Source organism: Achromobacter sp. ACM02, from assembly GCF_014851605.1.
Classification (GTDB): domain Bacteria; phylum Pseudomonadota; class Gammaproteobacteria; order Burkholderiales; family Burkholderiaceae_B; genus Achromobacter; species Achromobacter aegrifaciens.
Genome location: NZ_JACUZY010000010.1, coordinates 216,367 through 231,155, shown reverse-complemented (window position 1 = coordinate 231,155; position 14,789 = coordinate 216,367). Strand labels below are relative to the sequence as shown.

At 68.9% G+C, this 14,789-nt stretch carries 16 protein-coding genes; 4 read left to right on the top strand and 12 right to left on the bottom strand.

Annotated elements, in window-relative coordinates; translation table 11 throughout:
- Positions 1-48: 48 nt before the first annotated feature.
- The 3 genes from IB258_RS26975 (at position 49) to IB258_RS26965 (ending at position 2,700) form a co-directional block, all read left to right on the top strand.
- Entirely contained in the window at positions 49-228 is a 180-nt protein-coding gene (locus IB258_RS26975) for a hypothetical protein (RefSeq protein WP_125472928.1), read from the top strand.
- 174 nt (positions 229-402) lie between these two features.
- Positions 403-801, top strand: a complete 399-nt coding sequence (locus IB258_RS26970; protein WP_054453518.1) for a PRC-barrel domain-containing protein — start codon at positions 403-405, stop codon at positions 799-801.
- Between the two features lie 144 nt (positions 802-945).
- Positions 946-2,700 (top strand): hypothetical protein, encoded by a 1,755-nt coding sequence (locus IB258_RS26965; protein ID WP_192353432.1) that lies wholly within the window; start codon positions 946-948, stop codon positions 2,698-2,700.
- On the opposite strand, the gene IB258_RS26960 is transcribed toward IB258_RS26965, so the two are convergent.
- Entirely contained in the window at positions 2,697-3,782 is a 1,086-nt protein-coding gene (locus tag IB258_RS26960; protein WP_119449577.1) for a mechanosensitive ion channel family protein, read from the bottom strand. The genes IB258_RS26965 and IB258_RS26960 overlap by 4 nt on opposite strands.
- 111 nt (positions 3,783-3,893) lie before the next feature.
- Here IB258_RS26960 and IB258_RS26955 point away from each other — a divergent pair, with 111 nt between their 5' ends.
- Positions 3,894-4,097, top strand: coding sequence for a hypothetical protein (locus IB258_RS26955; protein WP_054453512.1), 204 nt, complete (start codon positions 3,894-3,896; stop codon positions 4,095-4,097).
- A 3-nt stretch (positions 4,098-4,100) separates the two neighbouring features.
- On the opposite strand, the gene IB258_RS26950 is transcribed toward IB258_RS26955, so the two are convergent.
- The 11 genes from IB258_RS26950 to IB258_RS26900 all read right to left on the bottom strand — a co-directional run bounded on the left by IB258_RS26950 (position 4,101) and on the right by IB258_RS26900 (position 14,708).
- Positions 4,101-4,334 carry a hypothetical protein gene (locus tag IB258_RS26950; RefSeq protein ID WP_054453510.1) on the bottom strand — a complete coding sequence of 78 codons (234 nt, stop codon included), beginning with the start codon at positions 4,332-4,334 and terminating at the stop codon, positions 4,101-4,103.
- 93 nt (positions 4,335-4,427) lie between these two features.
- The gene (locus IB258_RS26945; RefSeq protein ID WP_119449578.1) at positions 4,428-4,988 is read right to left on the bottom strand and encodes a DUF4142 domain-containing protein; all 561 of its coding nucleotides are present in this window, start codon (positions 4,986-4,988) and stop codon (positions 4,428-4,430) included.
- Positions 4,989-5,074: 86 nt separating this feature from the next.
- Complete coding sequence (locus tag IB258_RS26940) at positions 5,075-5,584, bottom strand: CinA family protein (protein ID WP_054453507.1); 510 nt, start codon at positions 5,582-5,584, stop codon at positions 5,075-5,077.
- A 35-nt stretch (positions 5,585-5,619) separates the two neighbouring features.
- A complete protein-coding gene (locus tag IB258_RS26935; protein WP_054453505.1) occupies positions 5,620-5,895 on the bottom strand; it encodes a hypothetical protein in 276 nt (91 codons plus the stop codon).
- A 93-nt stretch (positions 5,896-5,988) separates the two neighbouring features.
- Positions 5,989-6,309 (bottom strand): BON domain-containing protein, encoded by a 321-nt coding sequence (locus IB258_RS26930; RefSeq protein WP_054453503.1) that lies wholly within the window; start codon positions 6,307-6,309, stop codon positions 5,989-5,991.
- Between the two features lie 101 nt (positions 6,310-6,410).
- Positions 6,411-7,529: an FAD-binding oxidoreductase gene (locus IB258_RS26925; protein ID WP_192353431.1), complete on the bottom strand. Its 1,119-nt coding sequence runs from the start codon at positions 7,527-7,529 to the stop codon at positions 6,411-6,413.
- The gene (locus tag IB258_RS26920; protein ID WP_054453501.1) at positions 7,526-8,914 is read right to left on the bottom strand and encodes an NAD(P)/FAD-dependent oxidoreductase; all 1,389 of its coding nucleotides are present in this window, start codon (positions 8,912-8,914) and stop codon (positions 7,526-7,528) included. The genes IB258_RS26925 and IB258_RS26920 overlap by 4 nt, the downstream gene beginning before the upstream one ends.
- Entirely contained in the window at positions 8,905-9,207 is a 303-nt protein-coding gene (locus IB258_RS26915; protein WP_119449583.1) for a (2Fe-2S)-binding protein, read from the bottom strand. Before IB258_RS26915 ends, IB258_RS26920 begins: the two co-directional genes overlap by 10 nt.
- Entirely contained in the window at positions 9,204-10,889 is a 1,686-nt protein-coding gene (locus IB258_RS26910; protein ID WP_192353430.1) for a thiamine pyrophosphate-dependent enzyme, read from the bottom strand. Before IB258_RS26910 ends, IB258_RS26915 begins: the two co-directional genes overlap by 4 nt.
- The gene (locus tag IB258_RS26905; protein WP_192353429.1) at positions 10,886-12,622 is read right to left on the bottom strand and encodes a hydantoinase B/oxoprolinase family protein; all 1,737 of its coding nucleotides are present in this window, start codon (positions 12,620-12,622) and stop codon (positions 10,886-10,888) included. Before IB258_RS26905 ends, IB258_RS26910 begins: the two co-directional genes overlap by 4 nt.
- Positions 12,623-12,632: 10 nt before the next feature.
- A complete protein-coding gene (locus IB258_RS26900) occupies positions 12,633-14,708 on the bottom strand; it encodes a hydantoinase/oxoprolinase family protein (RefSeq protein WP_192353428.1) in 2,076 nt (691 codons plus the stop codon).
- Positions 14,709-14,789: the final 81 nt, after the last annotated feature.

Sequence of the window (14,789 nt, the reverse complement as noted above, 5' to 3'; positions counted from 1 at the left end):
GGCATGGCATTTGCTGAGAGGTCGTGATCCGTCACGAGGACGACCGCCATGAAACCCAAAGACCGCAAACCCAATCCTTCGGCCGATGACACCGACCGGGAACTCCAGGCCAGCCACCGCGATGGGCAGAACCGGACCAAGAAGGAGGGCCATGTCAGCCAAATAGGCACCGGACAGGATCAGCAAAGCAGGCGCAATCGAGGCGCTGGGGCGCGCAGCAAGGGCTGAGCGGCCGCTGCGTACCGTCCCGCCAGCGCGTACGCCAGGCGGGACGTCTTCGAGTGGCCGGATGGGCATGGCGCTTGCTGAATAGGTCCACTCGGATCGAGCGCAAGAAATGGCGTAGCGATACAGCCATGACCGTGGTTCAACGTGGGGATGGTCCCCGCATAGGAGAGACGTATGGAGCATCAAACCAATATCGTTGGCGGCCCCAAGGATTCCGCGACCGGGCCTGGCCCCGAGATCATGGCGGCGGACACCCTTGACGGCAACGACGTCGTCAACGCCTCGGGAGAAAGCCTGGGGTCGATCAAGGACATCATGATCGACGTGCCGCGGGGACGCGTGGCCTACGCCGTGCTGTCGCGCGGCGGCATCCTGGGCATGGGCGACAAGCTCTTCGCGATTCCGTGGGCGGCCTTGACGCTGGACACCGACCGCAAGTGCTTCATCCTGAATGTCGACAAGGAGGTCTTGAAGAACGCGCCGGGCTTCGACAAGGACGACTGGCCCAGGATGGCGGACGAAAGCTGGGCGTTGAGCGTGCACAAGTACTACAACCAGGATCCCTACTGGTAGGGCGCAGCTCGGGAGGGCGGCCGCGAGCCGCCCTTTTTCCCTCCATTTTTTCCCCTTTCTTCTTCCCATGCCGGTCGGCCGGCCCTTCCCATGCATACTCCTCTTACCCACGATGCTGTTCAGGCAAAACGCCCGGCCCGGTTTTTGGGAAGACGCCACGGCGAACGAGCCCCTGTCTCCCTGGGCCGTCAGGCGGCGCTCAACGGCTTCGGCTTCCAGGCGCCGGCCGGTCTGGCCGCGCGTATCCGCCAGCGTATCGAGCAAGCCGAAAACGAAGCCTGGATGGCGCGTCTGTGGCAACGCGACGCCACGCTGTGGACCGGGACCGATGAGGATCGCTGGCTGGGCTGGCTGCAACCCGGCATGGCGCCGCGGGCGCTCGGCCGCATGACGGCAATCTGCCGCAGGTTGTGCGTGGCTGGGTTCTCGGATGCGGTGTTGCTGGGCATGGGGGGCGCCAGCCTCGGCGCGGAGGCGCTGGCCCGTACGCTGGGCGTGGCCAGCGGAGGCTTGCGCCTGCACGTGCTGGACTCCACCGACGCGGCCCAGGTGCGCGCGGTGCAGTCCGCGGTGGATCTCACGCGTTGCCTGTTTGTCGTCTGCAGCAAGTCCGGATCGACCCTGGAATCGCGCATGCTCGCTGCCTACTTCCATGAACAGGTGGCGCGGCGGCTTGGACGGCAGGAAGCGGGGCAGCGCTTTGTCGCCATTACCGATCCGGGGTCTCCGATGCTGGACCGCGCGCGGGCGGACGGTTATGCCGCCGCCTTCGAGGGCGAGCCGTCCGTGGGCGGGCGCAACTCCGTGCTGTCGCCCTTCGGACTGGTCGCGCTGGCGCTGCTGGGGCACGATCCAGCGGCATTCCTGCGCAGCGCCCGCCCCATGGTGCGGGCATGCGCGGGGCAGGCCCAGGCGCGCACCAATCCGGGGTTGCTTCTGGGAGCGCTGCTGGGCGAGGCAGCATTGGACGGCCGCAACAAGCTCACCATCCTGGCCGCGCCCGGGCTGGAGTACGTGGGGTGTTGGCTCGAGCAATTGCTGGCCGAATCCACCGGCAAGGATGGGCGGGGCATCATTCCCGTGGCCCACGAGCCGGCCGGGGATGCGTGCGATTATGGCCGCGACCGCATGTTCGTCCATCTTGCGCGCAGCGATACGCCCGGCGCCGAGCTGGACACGCGCATGCGGCGGCTGGCCGCTGCGGGATTTCCGGTGGCGCGTTGCGAACTGCCGTCTGCCCAGTCGCTCGGCCAGGAGTTCTTTCGTTGGGAAATGGCCACCGCCGTGGCCGCCGCCGTGCTGCGCGTCAATCCGTTCGATCAGCCGGACGTGGAAGCCAGCAAGGCGCGCACGCAGGCCCTGGCGGCGCGCCACGAAGCCGGCATCGGCGTAGCCGACGTTATGCCCCGGCTGGTCGAAGGCGCGCTGGCCTTCCATGGCGAGGCCGAGGGGGCGACCGCGATCGAGCTGCTGGCGTCGTACTTTGCGGGAATGGATCAGGGCGACTACGTGTCGCTGCTGGCCTATGTCGCCCGGAATCCGGTCCATGACGCGCGCCTCGCCGGGATGCGCTGCCGGCTGCGCCAGGCGACCGGCGCTGCAACCATGGTTGGGTTCGGTCCGCGCTACCTGCATTCCATAGGCCAGCTGCACAAGGGCGGCCCCGCGGGCGGACGATTCCTGTTCATTACCGCGGACGCCGGGGAGGAGCTGGAAGCGCCCGGCCACGCCCTGGGTTTCGCCGCCATGCAGCGTGCGCAGGCCTTGGGCGACATGGAAGAGTTGGCCTCGCGGGGCCGGCCGTGCTTGCGCGTGCACATCTCGGGGCCGGTGGAGGCGGGGCTCGCCCGCCTGGCCGCGCTGCTGGACCGCGCGTTGGTCCCACCGGCGCTCCGCTAGCCGGCTTGCTCATCGGCGTCCTGCCGGGCGGGCGCCGGCAGGTGCACGATGCGTTCGGGGAGCGCCAGCGCGATGCCTGCCGTGTCCAGCTCGCGCATGATGCCCAGGTTGATCTCCTGTTGTATGTCCATGTAGCGGTTGTAGTCCGCTGTCATGACGTAGTAGACGGCTTCGTACTCCAGCGCGTTATCGCCGAAACGGGCCAGGTGCGCCCGGTCGTAGCGGGTGCCGGATTGGCGTTCGATCTGCTGTCGGATCAGCTCCGGCACGGTGGCGGCGCGGTCCACCGGCGTCATGTAGGTGATGCGGACGGTGAAGATGATGCGCCGTTGCTGCATCCGCTTGTAGTTCTGGATGGTCTGCTTGAGCAGCTCCGTGTTGGAACACACGATCTGTTCGCCGCCCAGGCTGCGGATGCGCGTCGTCTTCAGGCCCACGTGCTCGATGCTGCCGGCCACCTGTCCGAAGACGATGAAATCCCCAGCCTCGAAGGGCTTGTCGAGCCCGATCGAGATCGAGGCGAACAGATCGCTCAGTATGGTCTGGACCGCCAGCGCGACGGCGACGCCGCCGATGCCCAGGCTGGCCACCAGCGCGGTGATGTTCACGCCCAGATTGTCCAGCATGGCCAGCAGGGCGATGACGGCAACCAGCGTGCGCAGCAGGAACCGGAACAAGGTGGCGGTGACGGCATTGACTTGGCCGCGCGCGGCCAGTGCATGATCCAGTCCCACCTCGACTGCCCGGTCGAGCCACAGGGCGAGCTGAAGCGTCAACAGCACGAACCAAAGATGCTGGGCTTTGCCCGCGCTCCAGGGCAGTGGGGCGCCGATGAATTCGGCGCCGATCAGGATGGACAGCAACAGCAAGATGACACTGTTGGTGCGCCGCAGGACCTCGGAGACCGAACGCGCAAGAGGATGGCCTGGCGTGTCGGCGCGCTGCCGCAGCCGCGACCGCGTGATCCGCAAGGCGGCGCTCAGCGCGAAGAACAACGCGGCGCCCGCCGTCAGCGCCAATGCCCACAGCATCAGCGGATGGTCCGAAAGGCCCCGGACCTCAGGCAACCAGTTTGCGAGCATGCCGTCTCCTGGAGGAAAGCCGCAACGCAGCAATTGCCGTGCCGTCCGCGCGGGCACGTGGTTTGCTGATAGCGAGGCGGCGGCATTCCGCCCGCCTTCAGGAGCAGCGTCATGGACAAAGAGCGCGATACGACGGCGGCGCCCGCCGAGATCTTGAGCGAAGGTGAACTGAGGGCGCGGCGCACGCTCGAAGCAGCGCGGCGCTTGCTCGATCCGCAGGCGGAACCAGCTGCCGCCGTCTCTTCAGTTGAGGCAGAACTCAAGCGCTACGTCAGGGAGGCGTACCACAGGCGCTCATATGGCTCCTATGGTTGAGCGTTACGGCTGCGGTTCGTCCCAGACTGACGCGTGCCGATATTGTTCGGCGCGCGCCAGCGTGCGATAGAAATCCGCGCCAACCCGTATCAGCCTTTCCAGCTCTTCGGGCTGCAGCCTGGGCTGCAGCGCCATCAGGCATTCCGCATAGTTGGCCAGTACCTCGGGCCAGTCATGGAAGTCCCGGTCGACCGCTGGCGTGGCGATCATTTGTGCCAATAGTTCCTCGCGATCCATATGCATGTTCCGCAGCAAGCGCACTGGTTGCAGATGCGCCCGCAGGTATGCGCATCTGTTCCTTCGCTGGTATCCAAATCTCGGGGAAGACTCCTATTTCTTGGCGGCATCCAGGCGTTGCTGCATGGCTGTCGCCATTTCCAGGTGTTGTTGCAGCACCGGCAGGGTCTCGATCGCGAATTGCTTGACGTCGGGATCCTTCACGTCGTTCGAGGCTTTCTCGAAGAGCTTCACCGCGTCCTGGTGCGCGGATACGCCAATCTCGTCCACATAGGCCTTGTCGAAGCTGTCGTCGCGCAAGCCCAGCGCCTTCAGTTTTGCCTGCTGCACCAGCGAGGGTTCGGTCGGCGCCTGATAACCCTTGCCTTGCGCGAGCGTGGCCAATTGCTGGCCGGCCTTGCCGTGGTCGTCGATCATTTTCTGGGCAAACGCCTTCACGTCCGGATCGCGGGCCTTTTCAAGAGCGAGCTTGCTGCCAGCGACTTCCAGGTGGCCGGCCTGGGCTGCGTTCTCCAGGAAGTCCCGGTCGGCGCTGTCCAGTTTCGCTGCCGCGGCCGTGGGAGGCGCGGCGGGCGCGGTTTGCGCCTGCGCAGCATGGGCGGCAGCCAACGTCAGCGAGGCGAGGATCGTGGCGGTCAGATAGCGGGTTTTCATGGAAACCTCCAGATTTGGGCGCGGTGCGCCGTTATGGGTGGGAGCCTGCAGCCACCAGCAATCGCTGTTCCCGCCCGTCAGCGACTTCAGCGGGGCTTGGGCTTGCCCGTCAGTTCGGCGTGGTACTCCACCAGACGCTGCAGGGCATAGCGGGCGCTGGCCAGGCGTATGCCGTTGCGGTTGCCGGAGAAGCGCCGGGTTTCGGCGTAGATTGCCGGCGCGGCATCGGCCTGGCCCGCCTTGAAGACCCAGGCATAGCACTGCGTGCCAGCGGGAATGTCGTCGTCGACCGAGTCGGTGACGCCTGTATTGGAAATGGCGATCAGCGCCGGGCTTTGCCGCGATGCGCCCAGCGCCATCTCCCGCGCTACCGGCTCGCTCGTGAGGTTATGCCGCGCCAGGGTCGCGGGCGTCACCCCAAGGCAACGCATCTTTGCCTGCGGGGAATAGACCACGAATGCGCAGTCCAGCAGCGAACCGGCGCCCGCCACATCCGCCAGCGTGGCGGCGATGAGGCCGGCCGTGCAAGATTCCGCCGTGACCAGCGTCAGGGCGTGTTCATGCATGTACGCGGCGATGCGTTCGATCGCGTCCATGGCGGATGGCGCTTTCCGGTTGACGATCGCCAGGCCTAGCCGCCGTTGCGCACCGGGTCGGGCGGCTTGCGCGATACGCCGGCATGGTCTGCATCGGTGACCCGGTCCGCGCCTATGTCGGCGCCTTCGTGGTCGCGGTCGCGCGGGTTGGCGCTTTCGCGGTCGCCTGTGCCTTGAGCATCGCTATCGGTATGGACCAGGTCCTGAGGCAGGTCGCTGGCCGAGTCCGACGAATCGCTGGGACCCAGGTCGGGGCGGGGGGAGGGATCGGTCTGGGGATCGGGCAGGGAGTTGACGGGCGTGCCAGGCATGATGATTCTCCGTAGGGCTGCAATGGGCTCTATGAGACGTTGCGCAGCAAGCCGCGTGCCCGGCTGGCCCATCCTCCCGAGCGCCGCCGCGCATTACTGCGGATTTCGCACCTGGATGTTGTTGCGGATCTCCTTCACGCCCGCCACGCCCCGGGCCGCACCGACGGCGGAGGCCGCGCTGTCTTCGTTGTCGGCAAAGCCGCTGAGCTGGACCACGCCCTGGTAGGTTTCAACCTGTATGGTGTTGGACCGTAAATTGGGCGTCTTCAGCAGCGCCTCCCGCACGCGCGCCGTGGTAGTGACGTCATCGGTGTACTGGCCCGTGCTGCGATGACCGTCCTGCGCCGCGCAGCCTGCCAGCGCCAAGGCGAGCATTGCTGCGCCCAGGCCGTGAACTATGGATTTTCTGACCATGGATAGTGCTCCTTTGCCGTGGATGGCGGCAGGAAATGCCGCCCCGCGGGAAGCGAGCAACTCGCATGCCTGTGAGGGCCGCGCCCAGGCTCTCGCACCGATCAGGCCTGGGCGGCCTCCCAGCGGCTGGCCGAGAACTTCTCCGCCATGATCAAGCCGCCGCGTCCCATCGCCATTTCGGCGATGACCTCGCCCACCGCCGGCGCGATCTGAAAGCCCCCGCCCGAGAAGCCGAAAGCATGCAGCAGCCGCGGCACTCTGGGGCTGAAGCCGATGACCGGGTTCTTGTCGTTGAAATAGCCTTCGATGCCTGACCAGCAGCGGATCACGCTGGCGCAGGCCAGCGCCGGGACCACGGTCGGAGCGATGCGGCCGAGTTCGGCGAGCGCGGCGCGGCCCGGCCGGCTGCGGTCTCCCGGCAGCGCGCTGCCGTAGCCGCCGCCCATGACCACATTGCCGCGCGCGACCTGGCGGGCATAGAAGCCGCCTCCTTCCACGCCCAACGACACGCCGATCTGCGGCGTGAGCGGCTCGGTGACCAGCATGGTCGGATACTTGACCTGCAGGGGCAGGTCGTCGCCGAACCAACGGGCTACCGCCGCGCCCCAGGCGCCCGCCGCATTGATGACGGTGTCGGCGCGTATGCGCCGGCCGTCGGCGGCAGTCAGCAGGAAGCCGCTACCCTGGGTGTCCGCCTGCGCGATCGCGCAGTGTTCGAGCAGGCTTGCCCCGGCGCGCGCGGCGGCATGGGCGAAGGCGGGCGCGACCAGTCGCGGATTGGCCTGGCCATCCTCCGGACATAGCGAGCCGCCGGCAATGCCCGGACCCAGCGCGGGAAAGCGGCGACGCAGCTCGGCGGCGTCGATGATCTCCAGGCCCAGGTCGAAGTCGCTGACCTTGTCGCGGTAGGCACAAAGCTTCTCCAGGTCGGACTCGGAGCGCGCCAGCTTCAGGTGGCCGCTGCGCACGTATTCCGCATCGGTGCCGATGAGGTCCGGCAGGCGCGACCAGATGCCGTGTGCGCGCTGCGCCAGATACAGCTGCTCGATCGAGCGTCCCTGGCGGCGTACGCCACCGAAGTTGACGCCGCTGGCGCGTGCGCCGCTTGCGCCGCCGTCGATCAGCGCCGTGGCGACCCCCATGCGGCGCAGCGCCAGGGCGGCGCTGGCGCCCACCAGGCCGGCGCCGATGATGGCGACTTCCGTGTGCAGCGGGTTCATGGTTCCACCTTGCCGAGCATGGACAGGTTCAGGGGCTTCACGGGCGCCTGCCCGCGTAGCCGGCCTATGTCCGCCAAGGCCAGTCCGCGGCAGTCGGCCAGCAGCTCGGCCGCGCCCGCCTGGCACATGCGTCCCTGGCACAGGCCCATGCCGATGCGCGTCAGCGCCTTCAAGCGGTTGAGATCGTGGATGGCGTATTGCGCGGCCGCGGCGCGCAACGTGCCGGCGCGCACTTCCTCGCAGCGGCAGACCATGACGGAGTCGTCGCAATCGGCGCCCGCGCCCGGCAGGGGAAAGGCCCGGTCCAGGCCGCGGCGGAATTGCGCCCAGCGCGCCTGGCGGCGGGCCAGCCACTGCACCCTGGCGGCGCTGACGTCGATGCCGCTGTCTGCCAGCATGGCCAGCGCGGCGCGTTCGCCCGCAAGCTCGGCCAGGACCGCGCCGCCGATGCCGGCGCCGTCGCCGGCCAGATAGACGCCGGTCGCCGTGCTGCGGCCGTCCGGGTCGCGGCGCGGCAGCCAGGCGCGCTGCGCGGCATCGAAGTCGAAGGCGCAGTCCAGCAGGTCGGCAAGCTGCGTTTCCGCGCGCAGCCCGTGGCCGACCGCAAGCGCGTCGCAAGCAATGGCGCGCTGCTTGCCGCCCAGGGTCGCAAGCGCGCGCTCGACGCGGCCTGCGCCTTCGGCCGCATCCAGCCGTGCGCCATGGTGCACCGGCACGCCGTGGGCGCGCAGCCAGCCCAGGTAGTACATGCCTTTGGCCAACATGCCGGGCTGGCTCAGCAGCGCCGGCGCGGCGCGGACCTGGCTGCCTGGCGGCGCGCAGTCCAGCACGGCCTGCACCTGGGCGCCGGCGCGCGCATATTGGTAGGCGACCAGATAGAGCAGGGGGCCAGTGCCGGCGAACACGATGCGCGGCCCAAACGTACAGCCCTGGCTCTTCAGCGCGATCTGCGCGCCGCCCAGCGAGTAGACGCCGGGCAGGGTCCAGCCCGGGAAGGGCAGGACTCGGTCGGTGGCGCCGGTGGCGAGCAGCAGCCGTGAATAGGGCAGGGTTTCCAGTTCGCCGTCGCGGACCAGGTCCAGGCAGCCCGGGGCGGCATTCCACACCGCGGTGGCGGCGCGATAGTCGGCGCGGGCGGCCAGGTCCGCGCCCGCCGCGTGGATGGCCTGCGCGCGCTTCCATTCGAAGCCATAGCGCTGGCGCGCGGTGCCGCGAGGGGCCGCGCCCTGGCGATAGATCTGGCCGCCAGGCAAGGCGGCTTCGTCCACGATCACCGGACGCACGCCGTGGCGCAGCAGCGTCTGCGCGGCGCGCACGCCCGCGGGCCCGGCGCCCACCACCACCATGCGCGGCGAGTCATCGGCGCCGGGCGGGTTCATTTGCATGCGAGTTCTCCGGGCTGGGCGCTGACCAGTTCCATGCCGTCTTCGACTGCGGTGGAACAGGCGCGCAGGCGTGCGCCGTCCGCCGTCTGCACCCAGCAATCCTGGCAGGCGCCCATCAGGCAGAAGCCGGCGCGCGGCGCGCCTTCGCCCAAGGTGACGCGCAGGTGCTGCGCGGCCAGCAGCAACGCCGTCAGCACGGTGTCGCCCTCATGGGCTTGCAGCGGCAAGCCGTTCCAGGTCAGGCGCAGCGGCGTCGATTCGGGCGCCGACACGCGGCGCAGCAGCGGTTTCATGCGGCGGTCTCCGCGCGGCGCAACTGCGACAGGGTGCGGTCGGGCAGGATGATGTCGGCGTCGTAGCGCAGCTCCACGATGGCCGGCATGCGATGCTCCCGGGCATACGCCAGCGCGGCATCATAGGCCGGCGCGAAATCCTCCGTGCGCTCGACCGCAGCGCCGTAGCCGCCATAGCTGTGCGCGAGCCGCGCGAAATCGGGGTTGACCAGTTCCGTCGCCAGGGCGCGTCCGGGATAGGCGCGCTCCTGATGCAGGCGGATGGTGCCGAACAGGCCATTGTTGAAGACCAGCACCACAATGCCCAGCCGGTACTGCGCCGCGGTGGCCAGCTCCTGCATGGTCATCTGGAAACAGCCGTCGCCGGCGAAGCAGACCACGGCCGCATCGCGGTCGCGCAGCTTGGCCGCGATGGCTGCGGGCAGGCCGTAGCCCATGGCGCCGACGGCGGGCGCAAGCTGGCTGCCCGGTCCCTTGAAGGCGATGTGCCGGTGCGCATAGAGCGCGTAATTTCCCGCGCCCACCGTGACGCAGGAGTGCCGCGGCAGCGTGGCCGCGACGTGGCGCGCCGCCGCGTTCAGGTCCAGCGGGCCGGGCGTGGGCGGCAGCGCGGGCGCTGCGGCGGCCGCTACAGCGCCCCGGCGGCGCGGCTGCCAGCCCGGCGTCGGCGCCAGTCCCGATGCGGCCTGGGCGAAGCCGTCCACACTGGCGACCATGCCCAGCGCCGGCGTGCACAGCCGCCCGATCTCGTTGGCGTCCGGGTGGATGTGGATCAGCGTCTGGCGCGGCGTGGGCGAGGCCAGCCATTCATAGTTGATGGTCGTCGGTTCGCACAGGCGGGTGCCCAGCGCGATGACGAGGTCGCTGTCCATGACGGCGCGCTTCTGGTGCGGGGGCATGCTGGCGCTGACCTGGCCCACGAAATTGGGATGGTCGTTGTCGAACAGCTCCAGGCGTCGCCAGGCGGTGGCCACGGGCAGGTCGAAGCGCAGCGCGAAGTCGCGCACGGCCTCGCGCGCGGCTTGCGGCCAGCGCGAGCCGCCCAGCAGCAGCAAGGGCCGCTCCGCCGCTTCCAGCAAGTCACGCAGGCGCAGCATGTCGGCGTCGGCCGGACGGGCGCAGGGCGGCTGTGGCGCGGCAGCCAGGGCCACGTCGGCGACGCTGGACAGCATGTCTTCGGGCAGGGAGAGGACCACTGGCCCGGGGCGTCCGCTAGTGGCGATCGACCAGGCGCGCGCCAGGTATTCGGGAATGCGGTCGGCCCGCTCGATCTGCGCGACCCATTTCGCCAGCGGCGCGTACATGGCGCGGTAGTCCACTTCCTGGAAGCATTGGCGGTCGGCGGTGTCGCCGCCGACCTGGCCGATGAACAGGATCATGGGCGTGGAGTCTTCCCTTGCGGTGTGCACGCCGATCGCCGCATTGGTGGCGCCCGGGCCGCGCGAGACAAAGCAGATGCCCGGCTGGCCGGTCAGCTTGCCATGCGCCTCGGCCATGTAGGCGGCGCCTCCTTCCTGGCGGCAGACCACCGCTTCGATCGCGTCGCGCCGGGCGTAGAGCGCATCGATGCATGGCAGGAAGCTTTCGCCCGGCACCATGAACACGCGCTCCACGCCATAGGCCTGCAGCTGCGCGACCAGCAGTTCGCCGCCGCTGCGGGCGCCGGGGGCAGGCGCGTTCATGCCGCGTCTCCTTGCAGCGCCAGCGCCACGCGTTCCGCGCCATAGTCGCGTTCGGCCGCGGCACGGCTGACCTTGCCGCCCAGCACGTCGTTGCGGATGGCGGTCGCGCTACGGTCAGCGGGCGCGCCGTAGCCGCCGCCGCCGGGCGTTTCCAGGCGCACGGACTGGCCGCTGGCCAGGCCGTGGCTGGCGATCTTGTTGGGCAGGCGCTGCTCGTCGGCGCGGCCGGGGTTCTGGATCACGCGCGAGGTGCCTCCCTCCAGGCCGCCGTTCAGGCCGGCCGCGCCAAACAGCGCGGCGTCGCAGCGGATGGTGCAGATCAGCTGATCATGCAGCGAACGGATCTGGCGCGCGATGCCCATGCCGCCGCGGTGGCGGCCCGCGCCGCCGCTGTCGTTGACCAGCGCGTACTCCTCGACCAGCAGCGGGTACTCGATCTCCAGCGCTTCGGCGGGCAGGTTGGAGGTATTGGTCACGTGCACCTGGATGCCGTCCATGCCGTCGCCCTGCGCGCGTCCGCCCGCGCCGCCGCCCAGCGTTTCCAGGTAGACGAAGGTGCCCTTGCCGTCCTGCATGGGCACGGAGAACAGCATGGAAGGCATGACGTCGTTGCACGAAGCCATGGCGCGGTCTGGCGGCAACAGCTGGCCCAGCGCGCCGATCACCGTGCCGGCCACGCGCTGCGCGGTGGTGACGCGCGCGCCCACCGCCGCCGGAAAGCGCGGGTTGGTAATGGTGCCCTCGGGGGCGGTGATGGTGATGGGCTGGAACAGGCCGTTGTTGGGCATGAGCTCGGGGTCGAGCATGGCCTTCACCGCGAAGTAGACGCTGGCGTTCAGGGCGCTGGCGGGCAGGTTGAATGCGCCGCGCGCCTGCTTGCTGGTGCCGGTGAAATCGACATGGAGCTGGCCGTCGCGCGCCTCTACGTTGGCCTGGATGGTGACGGGATCGCCGCCCATGCCGTCGTCGTCCATGCGCTCGGTGAAGGTATAGGTCCCGGTCGGCAGTTGTGCGATGCGGTTGCGCAGGCGTCTTTCGGTGTACACCATGATGCTGTCGATGGCGGACAGCACGGTCTCCAGGCCCGACTGCTGCACCAGTTCCAGCATCAGCCTGGCGCCCTTGTCGTTGGTGGCGATCTGGGCGCGGATATCGTGCATGCGGTTGTCCGGTTCGCGCGTGTTGTGCGCAATCATCTCCAGCAGGTCCATGTCCAGCTCGCCCTCGCGCACGATGCGCATGGCCGGCAGGCGGATGCCTTCCTCCCAAACCGTCTTCAGATGGTGCGACGTGGAGCCGGGAACGGCGCCGCCGACGTCGGTATGGTGGCCGATGTTTGCCGCGAAGAAACGCAGCACGCCTTCGTGAAAGATGGGAGTGATGACGGTGATGTCGGGCGCGTGCGTACCGCCGGCCAGATAGGCGTCGTTGCACAGGAACGCGTCGCCCGGACGCACGCCGGCCGCGCCGTAGCGCCGCAGCACGGCGTCTATGCCGCCGGACAACGATCCCAGGTGCACCGGCACGTGGGCCGCCTGCGCTACCAGGCGGCCGGCGGCGTCGAACAGCGCCACGGAGCAATCCTTGCGCTCCTTGATGTTGGTGGAAAAGGACGAACGGATCAGCGTGTTGCCCATTTCCTCGGTAATGGACAGCAGGCGGTTGCTGAAGACCTCCATTTCGATGGGGTCGAAGGTGTCCGTGCCGGCAGCGGAAGTCGATCGATTGGTCATGGCGTACGCCTTAGCTGTTGAGGTTGACGACGAGGTTGCCGTATTCGTCGGCGCGCGCCTGCTGGCCCGGCAGCACGACGGTGGTCGAGCTCATTTCCTCGATCACGGCCGGACCGTCCACGGGCACGCCCACCGGCAGCAGGGCGCGGCGCAGAATGGGCGTGTCCACCCAGCCCGCCCCTTCGAAGTACACGTTGCGGCGTTCCTTCAGGGCGCCGGCCACGCTTTCGCCGCCTTGCACGCGGGCCAGGGGCGCGCGTGGCACCAGGCCGATGGCGCGCACCCGGCAATTGACGATCTCCACCGGACGGCCGGCGGCGTCATAGCCATACTCGCGCACGTGCGCCGCGCTGAATGCCGCGACGAACTCATTCAGCGGCATCAGCTGCATGCCATCCAGCGGCACGGCGATTTCGAAGTTCTGGCCCTGGTAGCGTGCGTCGATGACAGCGGACAGGCGCTGCTCCGAGTCGTTCACGCCTTCGCTGGACAGCCAGGCGCGCGCCTTGCCGGCCAGGGCTTCCAGCGCCTGCCGCACGGCGGTCCAGCCGTCCGCGGTGGCGTGCGCCATCAGCGTCTGCACGAAGTCCATGGAAATGTCGGACAGCAGGATGCCGCGCGCGCACATGGTGCCCGGCTCCTGCGGAATCAGCAGGGTGCCGATGCCGCAATCGCGCGCCAGTTCGGCGGCATGCAGGCCGCCCGCGCCGCCAAAGGCGCAGAGGGCGAACTTGCGGATGTCATGGCCCCGTTCGGTGGAGACCGCGCGTACCGCGCGCGCCATGTTGGAGTTGGCGATGCGCAGAATGCCGTAGGCGGCTTCTTCCACGCTCAGTCCCAGCGGGCGGGCGATCTGCGCCTCCAGCGCCTCGCGCGCCTGGCGCGCATGCACGGCCATGCGGCCTTCCAGCAGCGCGACTGGATTCAGCCGGCCCAGCACGACGTGGGCGTCGGTGATGGTCACGACCTGGCCGCCCCGGTTGTAGGCGATGGGGCCGGGCACCGCACCCGCGCTCTGCGGGCCGACCTTGAGCGCGCCCGCGTCGTCGATGCGCGCGATGCTGCCGCCGCCCGCGCCGATGACGTGCACGTCCACCATCTGGGTCTTGACCGGATAGTCGGCCACCAGGCGGCTGGAGGTGAACAACGGCCGCAGTTCGGCCACCAGCGACACGTCGGTGCTGGTCCCGCCCACGTCAAAGGTGATCAGGTTGGGCAGCGCAGCCACGCGGCCCAGTTCGGTCGCGCCGATCACGCCGGCGGCGGGGCCCGAAACGCAGGTGCGCACCGGAGCCGTCAGCACCGATTCCACCGACATCAGACCGCCATTGGAATGCACCGTGGTCGGCTCGGCCGCCACGCCCATGGCGCGCACCGAACTTACCAGGTTGCGCATGTAGCCAGCCATGCGCGGGCCGACATAGGCATTGAGCGCGGTGGTGGACATGCGTTCATATTCGCGGAACTCCGGCAGGATCTCGCTGGACACGCTCAGATAGACGCCCGGCAGGTGTTCGGCCAGGATGTCGCGGGTGCGGCGTTCGTGGGCATCGTTGCGGTAGCTGTGCATGAAGCAGATGGCGACCGATTCGACGCGGGCTGCAGCCAGCTCGCGCGCCACCGCCACCACCTCGTCTTCGTCCAGCGCCTGCAGCACGGAACCGTCGGCGCCGACGCGCTCGGTCACTTCGAAGCGCCACTCGCGCGGCGCCAGGGGTTGCGGCTTGGTGACGTTGTAGTCGTACAGATGGGGGCGTGTCTGCCGGCCGATCTCCAGCACGTCGCGAAAGCCGCGGGTGGTGACCAGCGCGCAGCGCGAACCCCTGCGCTCGATGACCATGTTGGTGGCCACCGTGGTGCCGTGGCCCACGTGCGCCAGCTCGGAGCCGGCGATCTCGTGTTCGCGGATTAGATGGGCCAGGCCCGTCTGGATGGCCTCGGACGGATCGTGCGGTGTCGAAGGCACCTTGAAATAATGCAGTTCACCGGTGTGCTCGGCGAGCAGGGTGAAATCGGTGAACGTGCCGCCTACGTCGAAGCCGACGCGAAAACGGCGGGCGCCCGGGGCGGATGCGGTCTGGGTCACGCTGGTCTCCAGGATGCTGGCGCGCAAGGCGCCGGGAGTGGGATGACCAGAATGCTATTGACGCACCATCATTCGGTCCAA

Excerpts from the sequence above, each read along its gene's own strand:
- IB258_RS26960 (WP_119449577.1), bottom strand. The coding sequence starts at position 3,782 with ATGCTCGCAAACTGGTTGCCTGAGGTCCGGGGCCTTTCGGACCATCCG.
- IB258_RS26930 (WP_054453503.1), bottom strand. The coding sequence starts at position 6,309 with ATGGTCAGAAAATCCATAGTTCACGGCCTGGGCGCAGCAATGCTCGCC.
- IB258_RS26910 (WP_192353430.1), bottom strand. The coding sequence starts at position 10,889 with ATGAACGCGCCTGCCCCCGGCGCCCGCAGCGGCGGCGAACTGCTGGTC.
- IB258_RS26915 (WP_119449583.1), bottom strand. The coding sequence starts at position 9,207 with ATGAAACCGCTGCTGCGCCGCGTGTCGGCGCCCGAATCGACGCCGCTG.
- IB258_RS26925 (WP_192353431.1), bottom strand. The coding sequence starts at position 7,529 with ATGAACCCGCTGCACACGGAAGTCGCCATCATCGGCGCCGGCCTGGTG.
- IB258_RS26955 (WP_054453512.1), top strand. The coding sequence starts at position 3,894 with ATGGACAAAGAGCGCGATACGACGGCGGCGCCCGCCGAGATCTTGAGC.
- IB258_RS26940 (WP_054453507.1), bottom strand. The coding sequence starts at position 5,584 with ATGGACGCGATCGAACGCATCGCCGCGTACATGCATGAACACGCCCTG.
- IB258_RS26920 (WP_054453501.1), bottom strand. The coding sequence starts at position 8,914 with ATGCAAATGAACCCGCCCGGCGCCGATGACTCGCCGCGCATGGTGGTG.
- IB258_RS26970 (WP_054453518.1), top strand. The coding sequence starts at position 403 with ATGGAGCATCAAACCAATATCGTTGGCGGCCCCAAGGATTCCGCGACC.
- IB258_RS26905 (WP_192353429.1), bottom strand. The coding sequence starts at position 12,622 with ATGACCAATCGATCGACTTCCGCTGCCGGCACGGACACCTTCGACCCC.
- IB258_RS26950 (WP_054453510.1), bottom strand. The coding sequence starts at position 4,334 with ATGGATCGCGAGGAACTATTGGCACAAATGATCGCCACGCCAGCGGTC.
- IB258_RS26935 (WP_054453505.1), bottom strand. The coding sequence starts at position 5,895 with ATGCCTGGCACGCCCGTCAACTCCCTGCCCGATCCCCAGACCGATCCC.
- IB258_RS26945 (WP_119449578.1), bottom strand. The coding sequence starts at position 4,988 with ATGAAAACCCGCTATCTGACCGCCACGATCCTCGCCTCGCTGACGTTG.
- IB258_RS26975 (WP_125472928.1), top strand. The coding sequence starts at position 49 with ATGAAACCCAAAGACCGCAAACCCAATCCTTCGGCCGATGACACCGAC.